Consider the following 25,338-nt stretch of genomic DNA (forward strand, 5'->3'; position numbering starts at 1 on the left):
ACTCAGCGGGTGCGCGGCGCGTCGATGTAGTGCGGCAGGAACCGCGCGTAGCCGTCGGTGATCAGACTGGCGCTCTCCCGCACGCCCACGCCTGCCGACTCGCCGTCGACGATCCAGCTGCCCAGCACCATTCGGTTGCCGGCGAACTGCGGCAACGCCCGGAACTCCTGATAGCACCAGCCCTCGTCGCCGTAGATCCCCGGATTGGTGATCTCCTCATCGGCGGTGACGATGCGTACCGAACCGCCCTCGCGGCCGAGCAGTGGCTTGGCGACGTACTCCGGCATGCCGCGCGGCGAGTCGAGGTACGCCGGGAGCAGGTACTCGTGGCCGGGGTACAGCTCCCAGAGGACCGCGAGCAGCGCCTTGTTGGAGAGCAGCAGTTTCCAGGCCGGCTCGATCCAGGTGGTCGGGGTGCCCGGGGCCAGGGCCGCCGGCCCGTACGGCTCGGCCAGCATCCACTCCCACGGGTAGAGCTTGAAGCAGGTGGTCACCGGGCGGTCGTCGGCGTCGACGAAGCGTCGGCCGTCCCAGCCGATCTCCTGGATGGGTTGGAGCTCGACGGTCAGGCCGGCCTGCCGGGCGGTCTCGGCGAGGTAGCCGGCTGTCATGTGGTCCTCGCCGGACTCCTCCTCGTTCGACCAGAGCACGTGCACCCGGGGGTCGTGCAGCCCCGCCCCGATCTTGGCCCAGGCGCCGACCAGCCGCTCGTGCAGGCTGTTCCACTGGTCCAGCTCCGGCCGGGTCTGCTCCAGCCAGTACCACTGGATGATGCTCGCCTCGACCAGCGCGGTGGGGGTGTCCGCGTTGTACTCCAACATCTTCGGCGGCCAGGTGCCGTCGTACGCGAGGTCGAAGCGCCCGTACAGGGTGGGTGGCGCCTCGCGCAGCGACCGGGCCACCGCTTCGGCCGCCCACTCGGGGATGCCGAACTCGGCGTACCGGCGCTGCGCCACCACGTGCTCGGCGGCGGCCACCGACATCCGGTGCAGCTCCTCGGTGGCCTCCTCCAGCCGCAGCACCTCGTCGAGGTCGAAGGCGTACGCGGCGGTCTCGTCCCAGTACGACATGATCCCGCCGTCGGGCAGTTCGGTGTCGACGTAGACCAGCCCCTGCGACCGGATGGTGGCGTCCCAGTCGGGGCGCGGCGTGACCGACTCGCGGCGCACGTCAGCCGCCGCAGGCGGCGAGGTGGGTGCCGAATCCGCCGCGCTCGGGCAGGGCCGCCGTGGTCGGTTCCGGGGCGGTGCGACCGGCGGCCGGGTCGCTCACCCGCATCGCCAGCGCGACGGTGCCGCCGCCGCCGACCGGGCCGAGGGCGCAGTCGTCGTCATCGTCGTCGTCCGAGGTCATGTTGCAACCGGAGAGGGCAAGCGCGAGAGCGGTGAGCGCGCCGAGTTGCACGGAGGCCGATCGGAGCCGGCGGCGGGGGCGTTGGTCCACGGCATCGTTGTAGCCGATCGGCGCCACCGCCGCCGCCCCGCCCCCCGTGCCGAGCTGCCCGGCCGCCCCTCGGCAAGGGCCCTGGCAGGGGCGTTACGCTCGGCTCATGCTCCGTTCCGTCATCCTCGCCGCCTCCCGGTCATCCCAGGTCGAGCGGCTCGTCGCGACCGCCCCGTACACCCGGGACGTCGTCCGCCGGTTCGTCGCCGGCGCCGCCACCGACGACGCGTTGCGCGCGACCCGCGGGCTCGTCGACGACGGCCTCGCTGTCACCCTCGACCACCTCGGTGAGGACACCGTCACCCCCGAGCAGGCCACCGCCACCCGGGACGAATACCTGAAACTGCTGAAGATGCTCGGCGCCGCGGGGCTCACCCCGGCCGCCGAGGTGAGCGTGAAGCTCTCCGCCCTCGGCCAGATGTTCGACGAGCAGTTGGCGTACGACAACGCGCGGGCGATCTGCGCGGCGGCCGACGCGGCGGGCACCACCGTCACCCTGGACATGGAGGACCACACCACCACCGACTCGACGCTGGAGGTGCTGAGCCGGCTGCGCAAGGACTTCCCGTCGACCGGCGCGGTGCTCCAGGCGTACCTGCGCCGGACCGAGTCGGACTGCCGGGAGCTCTCCTCGGCCGGGTCGCGGGTGCGGCTGTGCAAGGGCGCCTACAAGGAGCCGGAGTCGGTGGCGTACCAGTCGGCCCGTGAGGTGGACAAGTCGTACGTGCGCTGCATGAACATCCTGATGTCCGGCGACGGGTACCCGATGCTGGCCACCCACGACCCGCGGATGATCGCCATCGGTGAGGACCGGGCCCGGTGGTTCGACAGGGGGCCGGAGCGCTTCGAGTTCCAGATGCTCTACGGCATCCGCCCCGAGGAGCAGGCCCGGCTGGCCGGCGAGGGCTACACGGTGCGCACCTACGTCCCGTACGGCGACGAGTGGTACGGCTACCTGATGCGCCGGCTCGCCGAGCGCCCCGCGAACCTGGTCTTCTTCGGCCGCGCCCTGATCTCCAAGAAGTAACCTCTCCGACTCGGCCGACGGGCCGGCGGCGACCCGAAAGGTCGCCGCCGGCCCGTTTCGGTTTATCAGACTTGCCATCGTTGGCTAAGTGACTTAGCTTTAAAGCTATGACAACTAGCCAGGTGCGGCGGGACGGCGGACACATCGCGTACGAGGTGCGGGGCGACGGGCCACTGGTGGTCCTCGCGCACGGCATGGGGGAGAACAGGGCGAGCTTCCGGCACCTCGTTCCGCTGCTGGTGGCCGCCGGGCACCGGGTCGCCTCGGTCGACGTCCGGGGGCACGGCGAGTCCAGCGCCGGCTGGCCCACGTACGCCCCGGCGGAGGTCGGCGCGGACCTGCTGGCCGTGGTCAGCGACCTCGACGCCGGTCCGGCCGTGCTGGTCGGCAGCTCGTCCGCCGCGGCGGCGGTGGTCTTCGCCGCCACCGACGCGCCCGAGCTGGTCACCGGCATCGTGCAGATCGGCGCGTTCGTCGGTCAGCCGAAGCTCAACCCGCTGCTGCGGATGGCGATGTGGTCCGTGCTGCACAGCCCCCGACTCTTCGGGATGTTCCACAACACCCTGTTCCCGGTGCACAGGCCCGCCGACGACGCCGCGTACCGCCGCTCGATGGTGGCCAACCTGCGCGAGCCCGGCCGGATGGCCGCCACCCGTGGCGTGATCGCACCGGTCGAGCCGCACTGGACCGCCCGCGCCCCGCAGGTGCGGCAACCGGTGCTGGTGCTGATGGGCTCCAAGGACCCGGACTTCCCCGACCCGGGCGCGGAGGCGCGGGCCGCCCGCCGGCTCTTCGGCACCGCCGAGGCCCGGATGATCGAGGAGTCCGGTCACTACCCGCACGCCGACCGGCCGCAGCGCACTGCCGAGGAGTTGCTCGGCTTCCTGGCGGTGTGTACCGGTGCCTAGGGTCGGCCTCAACCAGCAGGCCGTCGTACGGGAGGCGGCCCGGCTGGCCGACGAGGTCGGCTTCCAACAGCTCACCCTCGCCGCGCTCGCCAGCCGGCTCGGGGTCGCGCTACCGAGCCTCTACAAACATGTGAAGGGCGCCGACGCGCTGGTCCAGAAGCTCGCCGCACTGGCCACCGCCGAGCTGGCCACAGCGATGACCACCGCCGCCGTCGGCCGCTCCGGTGGCGACGCGCTCCGGGCCATGGCAGACGCCTACCGTGACTACGCCCTCCGGCACCCCGGCCGCTACCCGGCCACCCAGCGGGTGCCCGACCCGGCCGACGCGGAGCACGTCGAGGCGGGCGAACGCGCCGTCGGCGCCATCTTCGCTGTGCTGCGCGGGTACGGGCTCACCGGCGACGACGCCGTGGACGCGACCCGCGCGCTGCGCAGCGCCCTGCACGGTTTCGTGACCCTGGAGGCCGCGGGCGGCTTCGGCCTGCCCCGAGACGTCGACCGCTCGTACCACCAGTTGGTAGCGAGCATGGACATCTCGTTCCGCTCCTGGCCGCGCAGCGGCGGGTGAGCGGGCGGCCGGGCCGACCGGTCCGGGGCGGCCTCGCCGCGTTCAGGGTTTGGTCGTACCCTTCGGCGGGTGACTGACGAGGTGCAGCAGCCAGCACCACGGCGGCTCTGGCCGCTGTGGACGGTGCTCGTGGTGGTCGTTCTGCTGCTGGGCTGCGGCCTGCCGGCGGCGCTCGTCGTCGGAGTGATCCGGGAGACAGGCGCGCGCCCCACTGTCAGCCGGGTCGGTGCCTCGGCGGCCGACGACCCGGCCACCGCAGTTGCCCGCGGGTTGTCCGACCGGATCACCGCCCAGCTCCACCGGCAGTCCGCGGCACTCCTCGGCGGTGACCGCGCCGGCTTCCTCGCCGTCGCCGATCCCGCCGCCCACAACGAACTGCGCCGACGGTTCGCCGCACTACGCGAACTCAAGGTGACCGGCTGGCGAGCCGAGCCGAGTGGGCTGCCTGTGCCGATCATCGGCAAGCCCGGCGAGTGGCGGCTGCTGGTGCGCTTCCAGTACTGCTTCGTCACGCCGAACTGCCGGCCCAGCCCAGTGCTGATCGGCACCCGGTGGCGGGAGAACGGTGACCAGCCCCGGATGGTCGCCATGGAGGAATCCAAGTCGGTGGAGACCGGCACCCGACCGTGGGAGATCAGCGACCTGGCGGTCGCCATCGGCGCGCGGACCATCGTCGCCACCACCCCGGCGCTGCGCGGCAAACTGCCCGGCCTGCTCGCGCAGGCCGAAGCGGCGGCCAAGGTCGCCGACGGATACGCGGTGACCGGATCACCGCCGGACCGGTACCGGATCTTCTACGCCGGCCGCACCGAGTGGCAGCGCTGGTACGGCGGGGAGCGCCCGGAATGGACCGGCGGTTACGCGGTCACAGTGGGCGGCGGCCACCACGAGGTGGTGCTCAACGCCGAAGGGCTCACCAACAGCGGCACCGACGACCTGCTCCGGCACGAGCTGACCCACGCGGCGTCGCTACCGGAGCGCGGCTACCCGGGCAAGCTCACCTGGTGGTTGGTGGAGGGCCTGGCCGAGTTCGCCGGTGCTGGCAGCCAGGCGGTCGACCGGTACGAGGGGATCGCCGACGTCCGCAAGATGGTCCGGGGCGGCTGGGACGGCAAGTTGGAGGGCGTCAACCCCGCCGACGACGCCTCCGCCGAACGGGTCGCCGCCAGCTACGGCATCGGTTACCTGGCCGTCCGGCACCTTGTCGACAGGTACGGGCCGCTGCGGCTGCTGACCTTCTTCAAGACGGTGGTGCACGACGGCCGGACCATTGAGGCGGCCTCCGAGAAGGCGTTCGGTGAGCAGTGGTCGACGCTGCACGACGAGTGTGTGGCGTACGTCCGCGCCACCGCCGGCTGACGCAGCTCGGGGGTGGTGTGACGGTGCGCCGTACCATCGATGGGTGCGCCGTCCCCAGTCGTCACGGCCCGCCAGCACCATGCGGCCCCGCCTGCTCATCGCCCTGACCGCCGTCGTCGTCCTCACCGCCACCACCGCCGCCTCCTGCGGTGACGAAGGCCCCGACCTCGCGCTGGCGTCGGCCGCCCGTAACCCGGTCACCGAGGTGATCGACGCCCCGGCCACGGTGACCGCTCGCGCCGCCGCCACTCTCACCGCTCCCGCCGACGGCACCCTGGCCAGCCTGCGGGTCCAGCCTGGACAGCGGGTCAAGCGCGGTCAGGTGCTGGCAGTGGTCGACTCGCCGAGCGCGCAACAGCGTCTCCGTCAGGCCAAGGAGGCGCTGACCGCCGCGAAGCGCGCCGGCCGAGGCGTCGGAGCGGGCAGCCTGACCAGCAGCCGGCGCGGCACCGACAAGGCCGCCGACGAGGCGTTCGACGCGGCCCGCAAGGCCGCCGAGAAGATCGCCGACCCGCAGTTGCGGGACGCGCTGCTGACCCAGGTGACGTCCGCGCAGCGCCAGTACGCGGCCGCCGCGCGCAGCGCCGACCAGGCGGTCCGTGCGGTGCAGCGGGGGATCAACGGGTTGAGCTCCGCCGTCGGCGCGCTCTCCGCGGCGCAGCGGCTCCAGGCCCAGCAGGCGTACGACCTGGCGAAGGCGACAGTCGACGCGCTGACCCTGCGCGCCCCGATCGCCGGGGTGGTGCAGCCCGGTGGCACCCGGGCCGCTGGTGGCGCGAACGGCGGCCTGGCCGGGCTGTTGGAGCAGGCCGGCGGCGCTGGCCTCGACCCGTCCGCGCTGGCCCCCAGCCAGGGCGGTCCGCCGGCCGGCGTTGACGACGCCGTCGCGGTCGGCGGGCTGGTCACCGCCGGCACGCCAGTGCTGACAGTGGTGGACACCGCGCAGTTGGGTCTGCTCGCCGAGGTGGACGAGACCGACGTGCTGCTGGTCAAGGCCGGCGTGACCGCCACGGTCGAGCTGGACGCCGTCACCGGCGCCAGCTACGACGCCACCGTCCGGTCTGTCGACGTGCTGCCCACCAGTTCCGCGCAGGGCGGGGTCACCTATCGGGTACGCCTGGCACTGGGCGCCGGGAAGCTGGCCGAGGACGAGCCGGCCCCGACGCCCCGCCCCGGCATGAACGCGATCGTGCACCTGCGGGTACGTGAGGCCACCGACGCGGTGACCGTCCCCGCGTCGGCGGTGTTCTCCGCCGACGGCCGGGACGCGGTCTGGGTGGTCCGTGACGGTAAGGCGGACCGGGCGTCGGTGACTGTGGGCGTCCAGGGGTCCGACCTGGTGCAGATCCTCAACGGTGTCCAGCCCGGCGACCGGATCGTGGTGCGCGGCGCCGACCAGGTCCGCGACGGCCAGGAAGTCCGGTGACCGAATCCGCCGTCGCCGGTTCGCGTGGCGATCGGCCGGCTGCGGAGCGCGTCCCGGCCATCGAGGCGGTGGACGTGTCCCGGACGTACCAGCTCGACGGGGTGTCCGTGGAGGCGCTGCGCGGGGTGTCGCTCACCGTGCAGGCGGGGGACTACGTGGCCCTGGTCGGCCCGTCCGGCTCGGGCAAGTCCACCCTCATGCACCTTCTCGGTGGGCTGGACCGGCCCACCGGTGGCCGCCTGGTGATCGGCGGGCGGGACGTCAACGCCCTGGCCCCGCCGGAGATGGCGATCCTGCGCAACGAGACGATCGGCTTCGTCTTTCAGGCGTTCCACCTGCTGCCGCGTACCTCGGCGGTGGAGAACGTGGCGTTGCCCCTGGTCTACCGGGGGGTGTCGGCCCGGCAGCGGCGAGAGCGGGCGGCGGCGATGCTCGGCCGGGTCGGTCTCGGGCACCGGCTGGACCACCGACCCAACCAGATGTCCGGCGGTGAGCAGCAGCGGGTGGCGATCGCCCGCGCGCTGGTCACCGAACCGACGGTGCTGCTGGCCGACGAGCCCACCGGCAATCTGGACAGCGTCACCGGCGCCGCCGTACTGGAACTGTTGGAGCAGTTGAACGCCGAGTCCGGGGTGGCGCTGGTGATGGTCACCCACGACCAGGAGGTGGCCGCCCGCGCCCACCGCCGGATCACCATGCGCGACGGCGTGGTCGTCGCGGACAGCGCCGCCCCGCCCGCCGCTCATGATCGACCGCCGTCCGTTGATCACGGTCGACCTGCGACACTGGTCCCCGCTCCCAGCGCGGAGCCCCGGTCCGCGTCCGGAAGCGGTCCGGGGCACCCGTCCGGTGGCTCCGGTGGCGCCGCCGGAGCCACCGGGCGCCTTCCGCAGGACGGGGGTACGGCGTGAGAGTCGCCGAGGCGTGGCGGGTCGCGCTGGACGCCCTCCGGGCCAACCGGCTGCGCAGCGCGCTGACCATGCTCGGCGTGATCATCGGGGTGGCCTCGGTGGTCCTGCTGGTGGCCATCGGCACCGGCACCAAACAGAAGGTCGAGCAACAGGTCGAGGGCCTCGGCTCCAACCTGCTGCTGGTCGTCCCCGGCCGGATCGAGGTGGGCAACGCGCCGGTCGTCTCGCCGCTGACCCTCAAGGACGTGGACGCCGTCACCCGGGTGGTCGGCGACCCCGACCGGGTGGCAGTCACCGTCGCCTCCGGGGCGACAGCGCGGGCCGGCGCCCGTTCCGACTTCACCACCGTGCAGGGCGTCCTGGAGACGACCCCGGCGGTGTTCACCCGGTCGCTGGCCCGGGGACGCTATCTCACCGGCACCGACGTGGACACCAGCCGACGGGTGGCGGTGCTCGGCGACTCGGTCGCCCGTGCGCTCTTCCCCGACCGGGACCCGCTCGGCCAGCAGGTGGCGCTCGCCGGGGTGCGGTTCCGGGTGATCGGGGTCTTCGCGCCCCTCGGGCAGAGCCTCGGCGTCGACCGGGACGACGAGGTGCACGTGCCGGTGACCGCCGCGCAGCGACTCTGGGGCACCCAGCGGGTCGACGGCATCGCTGTGAAGGCGCCGGACCGGGAGCGGATCGACGAGCTGGGCGAACGGATCGTCGCCGAGCTGAACCGCCGTCACCCGGACACCGAGTTCAGCGCGGTCACCCAGCAGCAGATCCTCGGCGTGCTCGGCGACATCCTCGGTGTCCTCACCGGCGTACTGGCGGCCATCGCCGGCATCTCGCTGCTCGTCGGCGGCGTCGGCGTCTCCAACATCATGCTGGTCAGCGTGCGGGAGCGGACCCGGGAGATCGGGCTGCGCAAGGCCGTGGGCGCCCGTCCCCGCGACATCGGCGTGCAGTTCCTGCTGGAAGCGGTGCTGCTCACCACCATCGGCGGGCTGACCGGAATGGCGCTGGGTGTGGGAACAGCCCTTCTGGTCGACGCGCTGTCGCCAATCCCGGCGGCGATCACCTGGTGGTCGTTGGCGCTCGCCTTCGGTGTGTCGGCGGTGGTGGGCATCGTCTTCGGGGTGGTTCCCGCGCAGCGTGCCGGCCGTCTCGACCCGGTGGTCGCGCTGCGCACCGAATGAGCAGCACCCGGAACAACCGGACGACGGACGCGCACGGGCAGATACCGGGAGCGCGGATCGGGTGAACCGGCCACCGAAACATGATCAGTTGCAGGAAGGGATCGCGCCGGTCACAACCGCCCCGCTACCGTACTGGTAACACGCGCGTCGCCGGCTCGGCCCGGAGCATCCGTCGGGTTGGCACGCGCCGGGCATGGGATGGGTCGGTGAGCCATGGCCGGGTCACAGTCCGACGGACGGCTGTCGGAGGTCAAGTTCCTGACCGTCGCGGAAGTGGCGACGGTCATGCGGGTGTCAAAGATGACTGTCTATCGCCTTGTGCACAGCGGTGAGCTCACCGCCGTCCGGGTCGGCCGGTCGTTCCGAGTGCCCGAGCATGCGGTGCACGAATATCTCCGGGGTGCCTTTCAGGAGACCGCCTGAGCCACCACACCGCCCTCCGATCGCCGGCTGACCGGCATCGGTGGGCGTAGTGAGCGGGCTTGCGCGCCCCGCGGTCGCGAGCCGAAGGCAGCCGCGACGGGGGCGCGTTGGTCCGGCTGACGCCCTCCGGCTACCCTGGAGCCCGACCGAGACCCCACCGGTGCGCCCCGCCGCCCAGACTGGTCCGGTCCGTTGTCCGCAAGCGGTCGCCGTCGCCACCTGCGTGGTGTCATCCGGTCCGCCCCGCACGTTGTATCGAAAGGCTGTCGTATGGGCTCGGTGGTCAAGAAGCGCCGTAAGCGCATGGCTAAGAAGAAGCACCGCAAGCTGCTGCGCAAGACCCGCGTCCAGCGTCGCCGTCTCGGCAAGTGATCGCCGCCGGGCTCTCGGCCCGGCATTCGGCGTCACTTGCCAAACTGTCGACCTCCGGAGGCTCAGGTGATCAGGCCGTGGTCGTCCCGGCTCGGTCCATCCTGCCGGGGTAGGTGCGTCAGATGACCCTCGGTGGCACCTCAGGTGCCCCGGGGGTCGTCGTCGTCACCGGGGTGGGCCGCTACCTGGGCGCCCACGTGGCGGCCCGACTGGCCGCCGACCCGCGCATCGAACGGGTCATCGGGGTCGACGCACCGGATTCCGGCACCGAGTTCACCGACCTGCTGGACCGGGTCGAACGGATCCGCGTCGACAACGGTTCGCTCGGTGACCTCCTCGCCGACCTGGACGTCGACGCGGTGGTGCACCTCGCGCTCGTCACCTCACCCGACCCGCAGCACGGCGGCCGGTCCGCGATGAAGGACCAGAACGTCATCGGCAGCATGCAGATGCTCGCCGCCTGCCAGCGGGCACCCCGGCTGCGCAAGCTCGTGGTCCGCTCGTCGACAGCCGCATACGGGGTGTCGTTCCGGGATCCGGCGGTCTTCACCGAGGAGACCGAGCCCCGCGAGGTGCCGCGCGGCGGTTTCGGCCGCGACATCCTCGACCTCGAGGGGTACGTCCGCGGTTTCCGCCGCCGCCGGTCCGACGTGACCGCCACTGTGCTGCGCTTCGCCCCGTTCATCGGTTCGACCGCCGACACCACGTTGACCCGCTACTTCTCGCAGCCGTTCGTGCCGACCGTCTTCGGCCGTGACCCCCGTCTGCAGTTCCTGCACTTCGACGACGCGTTGGAGGTGCTGCACCGGTCGATCGTGGAGGACCATCCCGGCACGTACAACGTCGCCGGCCCGGGGGTGCTGTCGCTGTCCCAGGCGATCCGGCGTGCCGGCCGGGTGGCCGTGCCGGTGCTGGAGCCGGGTCTGTCCGGGGCCGCCGCGCTGGCCCGCACCATGGGCTTCGGCCGCTACGGCCTGGACCAGGTCGACCTCTTCGTGCACGGCCGGGTGGTCGACACCAGCCGGCTCGAGCAGGAGTACGGCTTCACGCCCCGGTCGACCGCCGAGGCGTTCGAGGACTTCATCCGCGCCCATCACGGTGGGGTGGTGGTCACCCGGGACCAGTTGGCCGCCGCCGAGCGACTCGTCCTGGACGGCATCCGGCAGGTCCGGTCAGCTGTGCGGGAGCGGCCGTCATGAGCCGGCCGGAGGAGGGGCGCGACCCGCAGTCGGTGGGGCGTTTCGACGTACCGCAGCAGGTGCCCGCGCCGGACGCGGAGCCGGCGCGGCGCAACGGACATCGACCGGCAGCGCAGGCCCCGCCGACCCCGGCCGCAACGCCGACCCCGGCCGCAACGCCGACCCCGGCCGCTACGCCTACGCCGACGCCGGCTGACCCGGTCGACGCCGGTTTGCCCGGCGGCACCGAGCCGGCGGTGTCGGACCAGCCCGGGGACCACTGGGACCGCAAGGTCGCGAACGGGTTGGCGTTCCTGCGCCGGCGGCTCTCCGGTGACTACGAGGTCGACGAGTTCGGCTTCGACTCGGAGTTGACCGACGCGGTCTTCCACCCGCTGCTGCGGCTGCTCTACCGGGACTGGTTCCGTACCGAGGTCAGTGGGGTGGAGCACGTCCCCGTGGACGGGCCCGCCCTGGTGGTCGGCAACCACTCAGGGACTGTGGCACTGGACGCCCTGATCCTCTCGGCGGCGCTGCACGACAAGCATCCCGCCCACCGCTACCTGCGGCTGCTCGGCGCCGACCTGGTCTTCCGGATGCCGGTGGTGTCCGAGCTGGCCCGCAAGACCGGCGGCACTGTGGCCTGCAACCCGGACGCCGAGCGGCTGCTGGGCGGCGGCGATCTGGTCGGTGTGTTCCCCGAGGGTTTCAAGGGCATCGGCAAGCTCTACGCCGACCGGTACAAGCTGCAACGCTTTGGGCGGGGCGGGTTCGTCTCGGCGGCGCTGCGCACCGGCACCCCGATCGTGCCCGTCGCCATCGTCGGCGGCGAGGAGATCTACCCGATGCTCGCCGACATCAAGCCGCTGGCGCGGCTGCTGAAGCTGCCCTACTTCCCGGTCACGCCGACGTTCCCGCTGCTCGGCCCGCTGGGCATGGTGCCGCTGCCCAGCAAGTGGCTGATCGAGTTCTGTCCGCCGATCCCCACCGCCCACCTGACCGATTCGGCGGACGACCCGCTGGTGGTCTTCAACCTCGCTGACCAGGTGCGGGAGACCATCCAGCAGACCCTGCACACGCTGCTCGAGCGACGGCCCGACCCGTTCGGCCCTTAAGGCCTCGGCCGACTTGACGTTTTGACTCCCGTGCTGAGCGGGCGGCTCAGCCGGTGCGGCGGCGGCGTTGCAGGGCCAGGCCGGCGGTGACCGCACCGGCGACCAGCCCGGCCGCCGCTGTCGACGGCACGGCGATCTTGACCGCTCGGCGGCCGGTGCGGAAGTCCCGTACCTCCCAACCGTGCTGGCGGGCCTGCCGCAGCAGGGCACCGTCCGGGTTGACGGCCACCGCCCGGCCCACCGCGCTGAGCAGCGGCAGATCGTTCGCCGAGTCGCTGTAGGCCGCGCAGCGGGTCAGGTCGAGCCCTTCCACGGCGGCGAGCTGGGTGACCGCCTCGGCCTTGGCCGGCCCGTGCATCAGGTCACCCACCAACCGCCCGGTGTACGCCCCATCCACCACCTGGGCCACCGTGCCGATCGCACCGGTCAGGCCGAGCCGGGCGGCGATCACCCGGCCGATCTCGACGGGGGCGGCACTGACCAGCCAGACCCGCTGACCGGCGTCCAGGTGACGCTGAGCGAGTTGGTGGGTGCCGGCCCAGATCCGGGGGGCCATCATCTCGTCGAAGATCTCCTCGGCGAGGTGTTCGACCTCGTCGACCCGCCAGCCCTGGACGAAGGCCAGCGCCGCCTCCTTGGCCACTGACATGTCACCGGCGTGTTCCCGGGCCAGCAGCCGGAAACGGAGCTGCTGCCAGGCGAAGCGGGCCAGGTCGGCGGTGGTCACGTAGTTCCGGGAGGCGAGCCCCCGGGCGAACCAGTAGATCGACGCGCCCTGCATCATCGTGTTGTCCACGTCGAAGAACGCCGCGGCGGTCGGGTCGGGTGCGCTGACCGGGGCCAGGTCGGTCTCCGCCCAGCCCGCGGTGTGCCCCTCGGCGTCGGTGCTGACCGTCACCTTACGGCTACGCGCCACGCGATTCCCTTCCTCACCGGTACGACGGATGCTTCCTCGCGAGGGTATCCGCCGTAGACGGGCGACCGGCCGGGCACACAGCGAACTGTGGCGCGGCCGGTCGGACGTGCGGTATAGGAGCGCGGGTCAGCGAGCCCCGGGGCAGGCGCTCGGGGCCGGGCCGAGGGCGTCGCTGGCGGTCGGTGCCGGCAGACCGCAGGTGATCGCCGCGCGGAGGTCGTCCGAGCGTTCCCGGATGGTGTCCAGCAGCAGCAGCGACCGTTGGGTCCGTTCCCGGTCGACGCGGGTGCTCCCGTCGAGCAGACCGCGTACGGCCCGGCGCTGACTCGTCACGAAGGTGTTGAGGGTGTCCAGGCTGCCCGGCTCGGCCCGCTGCACCGCGGCCGAGGTCAGCAGGCGAACTCCCTGCCGACTGTCGGCGTCCATGTCGTCGAGGACCGCGCTGTAGCCGATCCGGTCACCGCGCAGCTTGGCGGCTTCACCGACCCGGGTCCGGGCGAAGTCCAGGAAGAGTTGGCCTCGGCTGATGTCCGAGCTGGCCAGGGCGAGCTGTGCCCGTTCGGTGGAGCGCTTCATGCCGTACAGCGCGTCACCGGGCACCGCGTTCTCGCTGGCGGCGGAGATCCCGGAGACGGCGATGGCCCCGGCGGCGATGCCGACCAGGATCGCGCCCCGGGCTCGGGCCCGCCGGGCGGTGACCGCCGGCAGTAGCCGCCCGCGGGTGGTCGTGGCGGCCGGTTCGCTGACCGCCGCTGGTGTGGTGCCCAACCCCTCCCGCTCGGCCGTGGCGAGCAGCATCGCCCGCAGGCCGGTACGGAAGTCCTGGTCCACCTCGACAGCCGGGGGGTCGACGCTGAGCCGCTGACCCACTGCGACGAGCGGCGCGAGCTGGCCGTCCACCCGGGATCGCACGTGGTGTCGTCGAGCGCCGTTGGCCTCGTCGAGAAGCTGCGCGAAGCGCTCCGCGCGCCGGCGGGAGAAGAGGGTGTTGTCCACCGCAGGCACCTCCTCTCGCTGGTCACGGCCGGTCGGCCGCCGTCGTTGCCAGCGACCGGGCGGCAGTGTGACACCACGGAGGTGAGGTGCCGCCGGCATGCCGGTCGGACCTCGGTGACCCGGGCCTGCCGGGACATCCACCGGTCGCACCCGGAGAAACGCGGCGGACCGGGCACGGGTTACGGGCCTGGCGGAGCGGAAATTACAGAAAGTGATGGTCATCACCGGGCGGGACCGACTCTGAGCTGCGCGGACGCTGATCGACGCCCGTCGGTCCCGCCGTAACAAACTACGGCTGGAAGCCGTCGGGCAGCAGGCGGGCCAGGGCGCGGACGGCGCGGTACTGAAGGGCCTTGATGGCGCCCTCGTTCTTGCCCATCGCGCGGGCCGTCTCGGCGACCGAGAAGCCCTGGAGGAAGCGGAGCACGATGCACTCCTGCTGCTCCGGATTGAGCTGCTTCACGGCGGTGAGGAGTGCGACGTTGGTGATGTGCTCCACCACCGCCGCCTCCGGGCTGCCCTCCGGGCCCCGGTCCTCCCGGTCGGCGTCGAGCACGTCGCCGGTGGTGACCTCCAGCCGGTACCGGCCCGACTTGAAGTGGTCCGCGACGAGGTTGCGGGCGATCGTCACCAACCAGGCGCCCAGGTCACGGCCCTGCCAGGTGAAGCTGCCGATCCGCTTGAGCGCGCGCAGGAAGGTGTCCGAGGTGAGATCCTCGGCGAGTTGCCGGTTGCCGACCCGGAAGTAGACGAACCGGAAGACGGTGTCCACGTACCGGTCGTAGATCAGCCCGAACGCCTCGGACTCGCCGGCCTGGGCCCGCTCGATCAGCGTCCAGACCTCGGTTGCCGGGTCGGATGGGTCCGGGCGGCTCGGGAAACCGGTCGGGGTGGTGGCGGTGGTGGCCGGCACCGCCGGGATCACCGCTGTCTCACCCGCCGCCGGGTCGGTGGTGACCGCCGGTGTGTCGCTTACCCGACGGCCCTGCACGGGCATTGTGGGTCGTGGCGGCACGGCGACCCGGCCGCCGGCCGGCTTCGCGTTCCCACCGGGCACCGCGGGCCGCGGCGGTGGTTCGTTGTGGTGTGGCCGGCTGCGGATCCGTTGTGCCCCGCCGTCACCCCGCACCACGCCGCCGTGCTGCTCGTCCATCGGGGCACGGGCCGCTGGCCGTTCGTTGACGTGGGAGCGGGCCGGCTGTCCGGTCAGGCCGACCGGGCGTTCCGCGTAACCGAAGGTGGTCACCGTGTTGCCCCCGTCCCGTTGGTCGCCGGGCGGGCCGGTCTGGGTCTCGTCGGGGCGGACCGACCGGGTGACCGGTCGGGCAGGACTGTCGCGGGAGTTGCCGACGGGCGGCAATTCCCCTGGAGGTGCTGGTCCAATGCGCTCACAGGCACGGGGGCCTCCTCGGGCTGAGGGGTGTCGACTCACGGCAAATGGGGTGACCCGACCCGAGTGATGATAGGGCCAACGTCACCCGCGCGTGGCAAGTCCGTTACACAAGGCGGAAGTATTTCCCGCTCCCTCGCACCGGCGGCGGACCGGTTGTCCGTCGTGTGCGATTGACTTTCCGCCGACCCGGTGTTCCAGGATGGATGCCCAGGTGGGGGGCGTACCGCCCGTTCGGTTGGCCCGGCGCGCCGGCCGGTCGGACGGGGGCGGCCGAACTGCCCGCGGTCACCCCCGCACGTCCCATCGACAGGACCCGATCGGATCGCCGGTGGCACACCGGACAGTCCCGTGCATGGGACTGTCCCGGCGTCGTCCTCCGGGCCGGGCCCCGACCGTCGGGCGTGGCCCGTCGCCGTCCGCTGTGCCAGACTCGATCACCGTGCAGGACGCCTCGGGAAACCCCGCGCCGAACCTCGCCGACCGGGTTCGCCGGGCGGCTCTCGACCACGCCGACCGGCCCGCGCTGCACTGGCGTGAGCGCACCCTCAGCTGGTCCGAACTGGACGCCGAGGTGGACGCCGCCGCCCGCGGCCTCTCCGCCGCCACGCCATCCACCGACCCCGGCGGTACGCCATCACGCGTCGCCATCGCGCTGCCCAACACACCGGACTTCGTGATCGCCTGGCTCGGCGCCCTCCGCGCCGGGCTGGTCACCGTGCCGGTCAACCCCGGCTTCACCGCCCCGGAGCTACGGCACGTGCTGGCCGACTCCGGCGCGTCGGTGCTCATCGCCACCGACCGCGTCCGGGACCTGGTCGTCGACGTGGCCGCCGAGCTGCCCGCGCTCACCTCAGTGCACGGCACGCCACCGACCGCCGAAGCGCCCGGACCGGCACCCCGCCCCCGACGAGGCGGTACCGATCTGGCTGTACTGCTCTACACCTCCGGTACCGAGGGACGGCCCAAGGGGGCGATGCTCTCGCACCGGGCGCTGCTCGCCAACCACGAACAGGTCGCGGAGATCGAGCCTTCGGTGGTCGGGCCGACGGACACTGTTCTGCTCGCGTTGCCGCTGTTCCACGCGTACGGGCTCAACTCCGTGCTCGGCGCGGTCGTGCACCACGGCGCGACCGGCGTGCTGCTCGACGAGCTAGGCCCGACGGCGGGGCTGGATGAGATCGCGCGGCACCGGGTCAGCGTGCTGGTCGGCGTACCGTCGATGTTCCTGACCTGGGCTGGCGCGGAAACGGCCCGCGCGGCCACCGCGTCGGTGCGGGTGGCGGTCTGCGGCGCGGCACCGCTCGAACCCGCTGTCGCGGCGCGCTTCACGGCGGTCACCGGGCATCAGGTGCACATCGGGTACGGCCTCACCGAGACCGCGCCGGTGCTCACCTCCACCCTGGTCGGCGGCGTGGCCAAGCCGGGTTCGATCGGCCGGCCGCTACCCGGGGTGCGGCTCCGCCTGGTCGGCGCGGACGGGGTGGACCTGTGGCGCGACGGGCTGGCCGTTCCCGACGACGACCCGGATGAGCTGGACATCTCCGACGTGGCGCCGGGCACCGACCCGGGGCAGATCGTGGTGTCCGGTCCCAACCTCTTCACCGGCTACTGGCCCGACGGTCGGGGTGGCCCGGACGCCGAGGGTTGGTGGGGCACCGGTGACATCGCGTACGCCGACGAGGACGGCGACCTCTTCCTGGTCGACCGGCTCGGCGAGTTGATCCTGGTCAACGGCTTCAACGTCTATCCACACGAGGTCGAGCTGGTGCTGGCCGGGCACCCCGGGGTGGCCGAGTCGGCGGTACTGGGTGTGCCGCACCCGCGGACCGGCGAGACTGTGCGGGCGTACGTGGTGCCGGCGCAGGGCCGACCGGTGACCAGCGAGGAACTGCTCGCCCACTGCGCGCGGAACCTGGCCCGGTTCAAGTGCCCGACCGCCGTCGAGTTCGTCGACGCCCTGCCACACTCGGCGATCGGCAAGGTACGCAAGACCCAGCTCCGGTCGGCGACGCCGACCGACCGCACGGAGGTAACCGATGGCCACTGACGCCCGACTCGCCCTGATCACCCGACCCGGCTGCCACCTGTGCGACGACGCCAAGGCGGCGCTCGACCGGGTGGTCGCGGTCACCGGCGACAAGTGGGTCGAGTGGGACGTCACCGGCGACGAGGGGCTGGAGCGGGAGTACGGCGACCGGCTGCCGGTGGTGATGCTCGACGGCAAGGAGCACGGCTACTGGCGGGTCGAGGAGGACCGGCTGCTGCGGGACCTGACCACGCCGCAGCTCTGAGGAGTGCCTATGGTGCTCTGATGACCACTGCGCCCCCGCACCTCGTCTGGGACTGGAACGGCACCCTGCTCAACGACCTCAGCCTGGTGGTGTCCGCCACCAACGTCGTGTTCGCGAGCCTCGGCGGGCCGACGGTCAGCCTCGACGAGCACCGGGTGCGGTTCCGCAGACCGATCGCCGAGTACTACGCAGAGGTGCTCGGGCAGGCCGTGGACGACGACGAGTTCGGCCGACTGGACAAGATCTTCCACGACGCGTACCGCACCGGGTTGACCACCTGTGAGCTGGCAGCCGACGCTCGGGCGGCGATGGCCGCCTGGCCGGGCAGTCAGAGCCTGCTGTCCATGTGGTTCCACGAGGAGCTGGTCCCGACCGTGCACACGTACGGGTTGACCAGCCACTTCACCCGCGTCGACGGGCTGCGGACCACTGTCGGCGGCGGCCGCAAGGCCGAGTCGCTCCAACTGCACCTGGCCGAGCTGGGCGTGGACGGCGCCGCTGTGGTGCTGATCGGCGACTCCATCGACGACGCGGACGCGGCGCTCGCGGTCGGCGGCCGTGCCGTGCTCTACACCGGCGGGTTCACCGACCCGGCCCGGCTGCGCGCCTCCGGTCACCCGGTGGCCGACACCCTCACCGACGCGGTGGCCCTGGCTCGGGAGGTCAGTTCCGCAGATAGGTGAGGACAGCCAGCACCCGCCGGTGCTGTTCGGTGTCCGGTGGCAGGGTGAGCTTGGTGAAGATGTTGCGCACGTGCTTCTCCACAGCGCCGTCGCTGACCACCAGGGCGCGCGCGATGGCGGTGTTCGAGCGCCCCTCGGCCATCAGGGCCAGCACCTCGCGCTCGCGGGGGGTCAGCTCGCGCAGCGGGTCGTCCCGGCGACGTCGGGCGAAGAGCTGCCCGACCACCTCCGGGTCCAGCACCGTGCCGCCGCCCGCGACCCGGCGCAGCGCGTCCAGAAACTCGTCGATCGCCGCAACCCGGTCCTTGAGCAGGTAGCCGATCCCGCCGCCGGCGCCGCCGGTGGTGGCGAGCAGATCATCGGCGTACGAGACCTCGACGTACTGGGACAGCACCAGGATCGGCGTACGCGGCACCAGCCGGCGCGCCTCCACCGCGGCCCGCAGCCCCTCGTCGGTGTGCGACGGCGGCATCCGGACGTCGACGATCGACACGTCGGGCCGGTGCTCGACCACCGCCTCGACCAGGGCGTCACCGTCCCCGACGGCGGCCACCACCTGGTGCCCGCTCTCGGTCAGCAGCCGGACCAGCCCCTCTCGGAGCAGGACGGCGTCGTCGGCGATCACGATGCGCATGGCTGTGTTGTCTACCACGTCCGGCCCGTCGAACGGGCTCGGCGCGGTGCCGGACCGGTCACAGCGTCTCCATCGTTCGCGACTGCGGGGCTCGCAAACCCGGCTCACTCCTCGCGCTCACAGCGGCAGCTCGGCGCGGATCTCGGTGGGGCCGCCGGTCGGGCTGACCACCAGCAGTTCCCCGCCGGCGGCCCGGACCCGGTCGGCGATGCCGGCCAGTCCGTGCCCCTTCGCCAGGTGCGCGCCGCCCTGCCCGTCGTCGCCCACCCGTACCTGCAGGTGGGTGCCCTGCCGGGCCACGGCCACGGTGGCCTCGGTGGCCCGGCTGTGCTTGGCGACGTTTGTCAGCGCCTCGGACACCACGAAGTACGCGGTGTTCTCCACCGCCGGGTCGAGCCGTCCGGCCGGGGTACCGAGCTGCGGGTCCACCTGGAGCTCGATCGGGATCAGCCCGCGGCCGGCGATCGCGGCCAGGGCGCTGGGCAGGCCCCTGTCGACCAGGATCGGCGGGGCGATGCCCCGGGACAGCGCCCGCAGCTCGGCCAGCGTGTCCCGGGTCTGGGTGACCGCCTCGTCGATGGTGCGGCCGGCCGCCTCCGGGTCCGAGGCGAGCTGCATCCGGGCCCGGCTGAGGTCCATGGCCAGCCGGACCAGGCGCTGCTGGGGGCCGTCGTGGATGTCACGTTCCAACCGGCGCAGCGCGGAGGCCTCGGCGGACACGGCGGCCCGCTTCTGCTCCTCCAGCACGGTGATCCGGTCACGCATCTCGGCCACCCCGGTCAGCATGGCCTTGGCGAAGCTGGCCTGGAGCAGCGCGCAGCCCCGCACCACGATCGGCAGGGTGATCAGGAAGAACACCCCGAGCGCGGTGTACAGGCCGATCCGGGCGGTGGTCGAGTCGCCCAGGCCGAGCAGCTGCGCCAGGTCCTGGTCACCCTCGCCGTCGGCCCGGGGCAGGGCCCAGTCGTAGGCCCAGTAGAGCGAGCCGGCGATCGCCGCGGCCCACCAGGACACCGTCACCACGAAGGTGCCCACCGCCGCGATCAGCCGCAGGATGCCGTGCGCCAGGTCGAGCCAGGACTGGGCGTCCCGCATCGGCACGAAGATCCGCCGCCAGGCGTTCGCGCCCGCCTCGGGCAGCCGGTAGTGCGGCCGGATCCGGGGTTGGTGGAGCACCGCGGGCAGCCGCAGCCGCTCGACGTCGGCCAGCCCACGGGCGGCGTACAGGGTGCCGCTGAGGATCGGCAGGCCGATCACCGTGACCACCAGGCCGATGCCGACCGCGAGGCCGACGATGAGGACGACGAAGCTGGCCACCGCCAGGGGCAGGCCGAGCACCACGTACCCGGAGTCGACGAAGAGCTGGCGGGGGATGCTCGGTGCCAGCGTCGGTCTCTCGCTGGTGGCGGCAACGGCGGTCATGCTCAAAGGCTAGGCAGTTGGGCTCGGTGTCCCCATCCCGAAACCCCGCCTCTCCTCCGTAGTGCTGCCCCTACCACCGCCGGAACGACCCCTGGACAGGGCCGGCGCGGGATTGGTCAGAGAAGTCGGGATTGAGCAATAATCGCCCGGGCGGCGCGCGGACCAGGCCGTTCAATCGATCTTGTGGAATGGAGGGGCTGGTGGGGTCGCGCCACGCAGCGGCAAGATCGCGATTTGTGCACGTCTTCACAAGCGCCTACGCTGTGACTCCGACGCGCCCTGCTAGCACAGCCGGCAACCTCGGTCGCCAGCGGGAGTCCACAAACGGCCCACCAGCGGAGTTGGCCGAGGATCGCACCGCACGGAGTCTCATGAGTCAGCACCGTCACCCAGGCGCGCCCGGCCGCGCCGGTGCCGTACCGGCGCTCCCGGATCTGCCCGAGGCGACCGTCGCTCGGCTCCCGGAGTACCTGCGCGCGCTGCACAACCTCGCCGACACCGGGCACGAGACGGTCTCCAGCGAGGGTCTCTCCGCGGCCGCCGGCGTCAACTCCGCCAAGCTCCGCAAGGACCTCTCCCACCTCGGCTCGTACGGCACCCGAGGAGTCGGCTACGACGTCGCTCTGCTGATCGAGCAGATCGAGTATGTGCTCGGGCTCACCCAACGCCGGGCGGTCGCCCTGGTCGGCGTGGGTAATCTCGGTCACGCTCTGGCCGGCTACGACGGCTTCGCCAGCCGGGGCTTCCGGATCGCCGCACTGCTCGACGCCGATCCCTCCCGGGTCGGTGAGGAGATCAACGGGCTGGTGGTCAGGCATGTTGACGACCTGCCGACGGTCGCCGCCGAGGAATCCCTCGCGATCGGCGTGATCGCCACCCCGGCCGCCGCCGCCCAGCAGGTCGCCGACCAACTGGTCGCCGTCGGCGTGACGAGCATCCTCAACTTCGCGCCGTGCGTACTCTCGGTTCCGGAGGGGGTCGACGTGCGCAAGGTCGACCTCGCCATCGAGCTGCAGATTCTGTCCTTCCACGAACACCGCAAGGCGTCGCTGACCGCGCTGCCCGCCACCGGCGGGTCCGCGCTCACCGCCCTGCCGGGCGGGTTCGCGGCCACCGAGACCCAGGAGGCGATCGGCACGTGAAACTGCTCGTCGTCGGCGCGTCCTACCGGACCGCCCCGGTCGCCACGCTGGAGCAGCTGGCCGTGCCCCCTGCCGACCTCACCCGCACACTCGACCGCCTGGTCGCCCAGCCGTATGTGGCCGAGGCGGTGATCGTCTCCACCTGCAACCGGGTGGAGGTCTACGCCGCCGTGTCCGGTTTCCACGGCGGGCTCGGCGACGTCTGCGCCGTGCTGGCCGAGCAGGCCGGCAGCTCCCCGACCGCGCTCGCCAGCCACCTGTACGTGCACTACGACACCGCCGCCGTGGACCACGTCTTCCGGGTCGCCAGCGGTCTGGACTCGATGGTGGTGGGCGAGGCGCAGATCCTCGGCCAGCTGCGTGACGCGTACCACTGGGCCACCGGGGCCGACTCCGCCGGCCGGCTGCTGCACGAGCTGATGCAGCAGGCGTTGCGGGTCGGCAAGCGGGCCCACGCCGAGACCGGCATCGACCGGGCCGGCCAGAGCGTCGTCACCGCCGCACTGGAGTTGGCCGCCGGGCACCTCGACGGTGACCTCGTCGGCCGCCCGGCCCTGGTGGTCGGCGCCGGCGCGATGGGTTCGCTCGGGGTGGCCACGCTGTCCCGGCTGGGCGCCGGGCCGCTCACCGTCAGCAACCGGGGCGCCGACCGCGCCGTCCGGCTCGCCGAGTCGTACGGGGCGAGTGCCGCGCCGATGACCGAGCTGGCCGACACCCTCTCCACAGTGGACATCGTAGTGGCCGCCACCGCGTCCACCGAACCGGTCCTCACCCGGGCGGTGGTCACCGCGGCGCTGGCCGAACGCGACCCGGCCCGGGGCCCGCTGGTCCTGCTCGACCTGGCCGTCCCGCGCGACGTCGAGGAAGGCGTCGCCGAGCTGCCCGGCGTCGAGGTGATCGACATCGACCGGATGGCGGCGCTGCTCGCCGACGGTCCGGCGGCCGCCGACGCCGCCGCCGTCGAACGCATCGTGCTCGGCGAGGTGGAGGGCTTCCTCACCTGGCTGCGCGGCGCCGACGTGGCACCCACAGTGGCCGCGCTGCGCGGCCGGGCCGACGACGTGGTCACCGCCGAGCTGCGCCGACTGGCCCAGCGTCGCCCCGACCTCGGTGATGACCTGCGGGCCGAGGTGGCCCGCACCGTGCACCGGGTCGTCCAGCGGCTGCTGCACCAGCCCACCGTCAAGGTTCGCCAGTTGGCCGCGGAGCCCGGCGGCGACCAGTACGCGGCACTGCTGCGCGAGCTGTTCGACCTTGAGGTGCCGCAGACCTCGCCGGTCGACACCGTCCCGGACGTGCTGACCGCCGACCTCGGCCTGGCGCTCACCGGCACCGATCCGGTGTCCGGAGCCGACGCCGCCGAGCCGACCCCACCCACCGGAGGTGCGCGATGACCGCCCCCCTGCGCCTCGGCACCCGGGGCAGCGCCCTGGCGATGGCCCAGTCCGGCCAGGTCGCCGAGGCGGTGACCGCCGCCACCGGCCACCCCGTCGAGCTTGTCGAGGTGGTCACTGCGGGCGACCGCTCCAACGCGCCGGTGCACCGTCTGGGAGTCGGGGTGTTCGTCTCCGCGCTGCGCGACGCGCTGACCGCCGGAACGATCGATTTCGCTGTGCACTCGTACAAGGATCTGCCCACGGCTGCCGCCGGTGGGCTGCACATCGCCGCGGTGCCGGCCCGGCAGGACCCGCGCGACGCGTTGGTGGCCCGCGACCGCCGGACGCTCGCCGAACTGCCGCCCGGGGCCACCGTGGGCACCGGCGCGCTGCGCCGGATCGCCCAACTGCACGCCCTCGGCCTGCAACTGGAGGTCACCCCGATCCGCGGCAACGTCGACACCCGCCTGGCGCGGGTGCTCGGCCCCGAGGCCGACCTCGACGCCGTCGTCCTGGCCCGGGCCGGTCTGGCCCGACTCGGCCGGCTCGACGTGATCACCGAGTCGCTGGACCCGATGCTGATGCTGCCCGCGCCCGCTCAGGGGGCGTTGGCCGTGGAGTGCCGGGTCGACGACCAGGACCTGGTCGAGCTGCTCGCAGTGCTCGACCACGCACCGTCGCGTGCCGCGGTCACCGCGGAACGCGCGTTTCTGGCAACCCTGGAGGCCGGGTGCAGCGCACCCGTCGCCGCCTATGCCGAACTCGCCGAAGGCGAGACCGGCGATGAGATCTACCTGCGCGGGGCGGTGATCAGCCCGGACGGCACTCGTGACCTCCGGCTGTCCCGCACCGGAACGCCCGCCGACGCGGCGGAGATCGGTAAGGCACTCGCCGCCGAACTCCTCGAACTCGGCGCCGACTCGATCCTCGGCCACGAAGGACACACCGGCCCGGGGACCCAGCAATTTGGGAGCACAGAATGACCCGCACCCGTAAGCCCGTCGGCCGTATCGCGTTCGTCGGGGCTGGCCCCGGTGACCCGGGCCTGCTGACCCGTCGGGCCCACGACGCCCTGGTCGACGCCGACCAGGTGATCTACGACCGGGGAGTCCCGGAGTCGTTGCTCACCGTCGTTCGCGCCGAGGCGAGGGACGATGCCGAGTTCACCCCGGCCGAGGGCGCGCCGGGGGACGTGGCGAAGGTGCTGATCTCCGCGGCCCGCTCCGGGCTGAACGCGGTGCACCTGGTCGCCGGCGACCCGTTCGGGCATGACTCGGTGGTCAAGGAGGTGCAGGCGGTGGCCCGCACCGCCGCCCACTTCGAGGTGGTGCCCGGCGTCGGCCAGGCCGAGGGTGTGGCCACCTACGCCGGGGTCCCGCTGCCGGGTGTGCGTACGGCCGCCGACGTCGAGGACGTCAGCGCACTGGACTTCGAGGCGCTGGCCACGGCCGTCGGCCGGGGTTCGCTCGCGCTCGCCGTGGACGCCGGTGACCTCGCGGCCGTCCGGGACGGGCTGCTCGCCGCCGGGGTCGACGGCACCACCGGCGTCGGGGTGACCGGCGACGGCACCGGCGAGACCCAGTACACGACCACGTCGACAGTGGACAGCTTCGTGGCCGCCGCGCTCGGCTTCACCGGCCGGGTGGTGCTCACCGTCGGTGTCGGCGTGGGGCAGCGCGACAAGCTGAGCTGGTGGGAGAACCGCCCGCTGTACGGCTGGAAGGTGCTCGTACCCCGCACCAAGGAGCAGGCCGGCGCGATGAGCGCCCGGCTGCGCGCGTACGGGGCGATCCCGTGCGAGGTGCCGACCATCGCGGTCGAGCCGCCGCGCACCCCGGCGCAGATGGAGCGGGCCGTCAAGGGCCTGGTCGACGGCCGGTACGCCTGGGTGATCTTCACGTCGGTCAACGCGGTCCGCGCGGTCTGGGAGAAGTTCGCCGAGCACGGCCTCGACGCCCGGCACTTCGGCGGCGTCAAGATCGCCTGCATCGGTGAGGCCACGGCGGACGCGGTCCGCGCGTTCGGCATCCAGCCGGAGCTGATCCCCGCCGGGGAGCAGTCCTCGGAGGGCCTGCTCGCCGAGTTCTCGCCGCACGACGAGATCCTCGACCCGGTGGGCCGGGTGCTGCTGCCGCGCGCCGACATCGCCACCGAGACGCTCGCCGCCGGGCTCACCGAGCGCGGCTGGGAGGTCGACGACGTGACCGCGTACCGGACGGTGCGGGCTGCTCCGCCGCCCGCCGAGATCCGCGACGCGATCAAGTCGGGTGGCTTCGACGCGGTGCTCTTCACCTCGTCCTCGACCGTCCGCAACCTGGTCGGCATCGCCGGGAAGCCGCACGCCCGGACCGTTGTTGCCGTCATTGGGCCCAAGACGGCGGAGACCGCGACGGAGTTCGGCCTGCGGGTCGACGTCCAGCCGCCGCACGCCTCGGTGCCCGACCTGGTGGAGGCGCTCGCCGCCTACGCCGTCGAGCTGCGGGAGAAGCTGGCCGCCATGCCGGCCAAGCAGCGCCGTGGCTCGAAGGTGCAGGGCCCGACCGCCCTGCGCTTCCGGTAGTCGTTCGAGGAGGC

25 protein-coding genes are annotated in these 25,338 nt (G+C 72.7%); 18 read left to right on the forward strand and 7 right to left on the reverse strand.

The window, feature by feature from the left end:
• Positions 1-2 precede the first annotated feature (2 nt).
• Both OH804_RS30815 and OH804_RS30820 read right to left on the reverse strand, forming a co-directional pair.
• Entirely contained in the window at positions 3-1,169 is a 1,167-nt protein-coding gene (locus tag OH804_RS30815; protein WP_196919932.1) for a glutathionylspermidine synthase family protein, read from the reverse strand.
• A 1-nt stretch (position 1,170) separates the two neighbouring features.
• Complete coding sequence (locus OH804_RS30820) at positions 1,171-1,443, reverse strand: hypothetical protein (RefSeq protein WP_307788538.1); 273 nt, start codon at positions 1,441-1,443, stop codon at positions 1,171-1,173.
• Positions 1,444-1,549: 106 nt separating this feature from the next.
• Between OH804_RS30820 and OH804_RS30825 the strand changes: the two genes are divergently transcribed.
• The 11 genes from OH804_RS30825 (at position 1,550) to OH804_RS30875 (ending at position 11,911) form a co-directional block, all read left to right on the forward strand.
• Positions 1,550-2,470, forward strand: a complete 921-nt coding sequence (locus tag OH804_RS30825) for a proline dehydrogenase family protein (protein WP_196919931.1) — start codon at positions 1,550-1,552, stop codon at positions 2,468-2,470.
• Between the two features lie 107 nt (positions 2,471-2,577).
• Entirely contained in the window at positions 2,578-3,378 is an 801-nt protein-coding gene (locus tag OH804_RS30830) for an alpha/beta fold hydrolase (protein ID WP_406061143.1), read from the forward strand.
• Positions 3,371-3,946 (forward strand): TetR/AcrR family transcriptional regulator, encoded by a 576-nt coding sequence (locus OH804_RS30835; RefSeq protein ID WP_196919929.1) that lies wholly within the window; start codon positions 3,371-3,373, stop codon positions 3,944-3,946. Before OH804_RS30830 ends, OH804_RS30835 begins: the two co-directional genes overlap by 8 nt.
• A gap of 69 nt (positions 3,947-4,015) precedes the next feature.
• Complete coding sequence (locus tag OH804_RS30840) at positions 4,016-5,305, forward strand: hypothetical protein (RefSeq protein ID WP_406061146.1); 1,290 nt, start codon at positions 4,016-4,018, stop codon at positions 5,303-5,305.
• Between the two features lie 79 nt (positions 5,306-5,384).
• Positions 5,385-6,731 carry an efflux RND transporter periplasmic adaptor subunit gene (locus tag OH804_RS30845; protein ID WP_406066742.1) on the forward strand — a complete coding sequence of 449 codons (1,347 nt, stop codon included), beginning with the start codon at positions 5,385-5,387 and terminating at the stop codon, positions 6,729-6,731.
• A complete protein-coding gene (locus tag OH804_RS30850; protein ID WP_406061148.1) occupies positions 6,728-7,642 on the forward strand; it encodes an ABC transporter ATP-binding protein in 915 nt (304 codons plus the stop codon). The genes OH804_RS30845 and OH804_RS30850 overlap by 4 nt, the downstream gene beginning before the upstream one ends.
• Complete coding sequence (locus tag OH804_RS30855; protein WP_091402733.1) at positions 7,639-8,823, forward strand: ABC transporter permease; 1,185 nt, start codon at positions 7,639-7,641, stop codon at positions 8,821-8,823. Before OH804_RS30850 ends, OH804_RS30855 begins: the two co-directional genes overlap by 4 nt.
• Positions 8,824-9,036: 213 nt before the next feature.
• Positions 9,037-9,246, forward strand: a complete 210-nt coding sequence (locus tag OH804_RS30860; RefSeq protein WP_007465625.1) for a helix-turn-helix domain-containing protein — start codon at positions 9,037-9,039, stop codon at positions 9,244-9,246.
• Between the two features lie 270 nt (positions 9,247-9,516).
• Positions 9,517-9,618, forward strand: coding sequence for a 30S ribosomal protein bS22 (locus OH804_RS30865; protein ID WP_007465623.1), 102 nt, complete (start codon positions 9,517-9,519; stop codon positions 9,616-9,618).
• A 122-nt stretch (positions 9,619-9,740) separates the two neighbouring features.
• Complete coding sequence (locus OH804_RS30870) at positions 9,741-10,817, forward strand: NAD-dependent epimerase/dehydratase family protein (protein WP_196919926.1); 1,077 nt, start codon at positions 9,741-9,743, stop codon at positions 10,815-10,817.
• Positions 10,818-11,029: 212 nt separating this feature from the next.
• Positions 11,030-11,911: a lysophospholipid acyltransferase family protein gene (locus tag OH804_RS30875; protein ID WP_406066744.1), complete on the forward strand. Its 882-nt coding sequence runs from the start codon at positions 11,030-11,032 to the stop codon at positions 11,909-11,911.
• Between the two features lie 46 nt (positions 11,912-11,957).
• Here the strand turns inward: OH804_RS30875 and OH804_RS30880 are convergent, their stop codons facing one another.
• The 3 genes from OH804_RS30880 to OH804_RS30890 all read right to left on the reverse strand — a co-directional run bounded on the left by OH804_RS30880 (position 11,958) and on the right by OH804_RS30890 (position 15,069).
• Positions 11,958-12,827, reverse strand: a complete 870-nt coding sequence (locus OH804_RS30880) for an HAD family phosphatase (protein WP_196919925.1) — start codon at positions 12,825-12,827, stop codon at positions 11,958-11,960.
• 126 nt (positions 12,828-12,953) lie between these two features.
• The gene (locus OH804_RS30885; protein ID WP_196919924.1) at positions 12,954-13,823 is read right to left on the reverse strand and encodes a DUF5667 domain-containing protein; all 870 of its coding nucleotides are present in this window, start codon (positions 13,821-13,823) and stop codon (positions 12,954-12,956) included.
• A 289-nt stretch (positions 13,824-14,112) separates the two neighbouring features.
• Positions 14,113-15,069, reverse strand: coding sequence for an ECF subfamily RNA polymerase sigma factor, BldN family (locus tag OH804_RS30890; protein ID WP_196919923.1), 957 nt, complete (start codon positions 15,067-15,069; stop codon positions 14,113-14,115).
• Between the two features lie 586 nt (positions 15,070-15,655).
• Here OH804_RS30890 and OH804_RS30895 point away from each other — a divergent pair.
• The 3 genes from OH804_RS30895 to OH804_RS30905 are packed head-to-tail and all read left to right on the forward strand — an operon-like array spanning position 15,656 to position 18,190.
• Positions 15,656-17,263, forward strand: coding sequence for an AMP-binding protein (locus tag OH804_RS30895; protein ID WP_406061152.1), 1,608 nt, complete (start codon positions 15,656-15,658; stop codon positions 17,261-17,263).
• The gene (locus OH804_RS30900; RefSeq protein ID WP_030329740.1) at positions 17,253-17,507 is read left to right on the forward strand and encodes a glutaredoxin family protein; all 255 of its coding nucleotides are present in this window, start codon (positions 17,253-17,255) and stop codon (positions 17,505-17,507) included. The genes OH804_RS30895 and OH804_RS30900 overlap by 11 nt, the downstream gene beginning before the upstream one ends.
• A 20-nt stretch (positions 17,508-17,527) precedes the next feature.
• Positions 17,528-18,190, forward strand: a complete 663-nt coding sequence (locus OH804_RS30905) for an HAD family hydrolase (protein WP_196919921.1) — start codon at positions 17,528-17,530, stop codon at positions 18,188-18,190.
• Here OH804_RS30905 and OH804_RS30910 read toward each other — a convergent pair.
• Both OH804_RS30910 and OH804_RS30915 read right to left on the reverse strand, forming a co-directional pair.
• Entirely contained in the window at positions 18,171-18,824 is a 654-nt protein-coding gene (locus tag OH804_RS30910; RefSeq protein ID WP_030329744.1) for a response regulator transcription factor, read from the reverse strand. The genes OH804_RS30905 and OH804_RS30910 overlap by 20 nt on opposite strands.
• Positions 18,825-18,941: 117 nt before the next feature.
• A complete protein-coding gene (locus OH804_RS30915; protein WP_406061155.1) occupies positions 18,942-20,246 on the reverse strand; it encodes a sensor histidine kinase in 1,305 nt (434 codons plus the stop codon).
• Positions 20,247-20,617: 371 nt separating this feature from the next.
• On the opposite strand from OH804_RS30915, the gene OH804_RS30920 reads away from it, so the two are divergent.
• The 4 genes from OH804_RS30920 to OH804_RS30935 are packed head-to-tail and all read left to right on the forward strand — an operon-like array spanning position 20,618 to position 25,324.
• Positions 20,618-21,388: a redox-sensing transcriptional repressor Rex gene (locus tag OH804_RS30920; RefSeq protein WP_406061157.1), complete on the forward strand. Its 771-nt coding sequence runs from the start codon at positions 20,618-20,620 to the stop codon at positions 21,386-21,388.
• The gene (locus tag OH804_RS30925) at positions 21,385-22,782 is read left to right on the forward strand and encodes a glutamyl-tRNA reductase (RefSeq protein ID WP_196919919.1); all 1,398 of its coding nucleotides are present in this window, start codon (positions 21,385-21,387) and stop codon (positions 22,780-22,782) included. The genes OH804_RS30920 and OH804_RS30925 overlap by 4 nt, the downstream gene beginning before the upstream one ends.
• Complete coding sequence (gene hemC / locus OH804_RS30930; protein ID WP_406061160.1) at positions 22,779-23,747, forward strand: hydroxymethylbilane synthase; 969 nt, start codon at positions 22,779-22,781, stop codon at positions 23,745-23,747. The genes OH804_RS30925 and hemC overlap by 4 nt, the downstream gene beginning before the upstream one ends.
• A complete protein-coding gene (locus OH804_RS30935) occupies positions 23,744-25,324 on the forward strand; it encodes a uroporphyrinogen-III synthase (protein ID WP_112584249.1) in 1,581 nt (526 codons plus the stop codon). Before hemC ends, OH804_RS30935 begins: the two co-directional genes overlap by 4 nt.
• The last annotated feature ends 14 nt before the right edge of the window (positions 25,325-25,338 follow it).

Origin of the sequence: Micromonospora sp. NBC_00860 (genome assembly GCF_045207375.1) — a bacterium.
GTDB classification, from domain to species: Bacteria; Actinomycetota; Actinomycetes; order Mycobacteriales; family Micromonosporaceae; genus Micromonospora; species Micromonospora vinacea.

Coding starts and splice junctions, on each gene's coding strand:
- OH804_RS30825 (WP_196919931.1), top strand. CDS start 1,550: ATGCTCCGTTCCGTCATCCTCGCCGCCTCCCGGTCATCCCAGGTCGAG.
- OH804_RS30935 (WP_112584249.1), top strand. CDS start 23,744: ATGACCCGCACCCGTAAGCCCGTCGGCCGTATCGCGTTCGTCGGGGCT.
- OH804_RS30905 (WP_196919921.1), top strand. CDS start 17,528: ATGACCACTGCGCCCCCGCACCTCGTCTGGGACTGGAACGGCACCCTG.
- hemC (WP_406061160.1), top strand. CDS start 22,779: ATGACCGCCCCCCTGCGCCTCGGCACCCGGGGCAGCGCCCTGGCGATG.
- OH804_RS30900 (WP_030329740.1), top strand. CDS start 17,253: ATGGCCACTGACGCCCGACTCGCCCTGATCACCCGACCCGGCTGCCAC.
- OH804_RS30865 (WP_007465623.1), top strand. CDS start 9,517: ATGGGCTCGGTGGTCAAGAAGCGCCGTAAGCGCATGGCTAAGAAGAAG.
- OH804_RS30860 (WP_007465625.1), top strand. CDS start 9,037: ATGGCCGGGTCACAGTCCGACGGACGGCTGTCGGAGGTCAAGTTCCTG.
- OH804_RS30915 (WP_406061155.1), bottom strand. CDS start 20,246: ATGACCGCCGTTGCCGCCACCAGCGAGAGACCGACGCTGGCACCGAGC.
- OH804_RS30870 (WP_196919926.1), top strand. CDS start 9,741: ATGACCCTCGGTGGCACCTCAGGTGCCCCGGGGGTCGTCGTCGTCACC.
- OH804_RS30910 (WP_030329744.1), bottom strand. CDS start 18,824: ATGCGCATCGTGATCGCCGACGACGCCGTCCTGCTCCGAGAGGGGCTG.
- OH804_RS30845 (WP_406066742.1), top strand. CDS start 5,385: ATGCGGCCCCGCCTGCTCATCGCCCTGACCGCCGTCGTCGTCCTCACC.
- OH804_RS30920 (WP_406061157.1), top strand. CDS start 20,618: ATGAGTCAGCACCGTCACCCAGGCGCGCCCGGCCGCGCCGGTGCCGTA.
- OH804_RS30830 (WP_406061143.1), top strand. CDS start 2,578: ATGACAACTAGCCAGGTGCGGCGGGACGGCGGACACATCGCGTACGAG.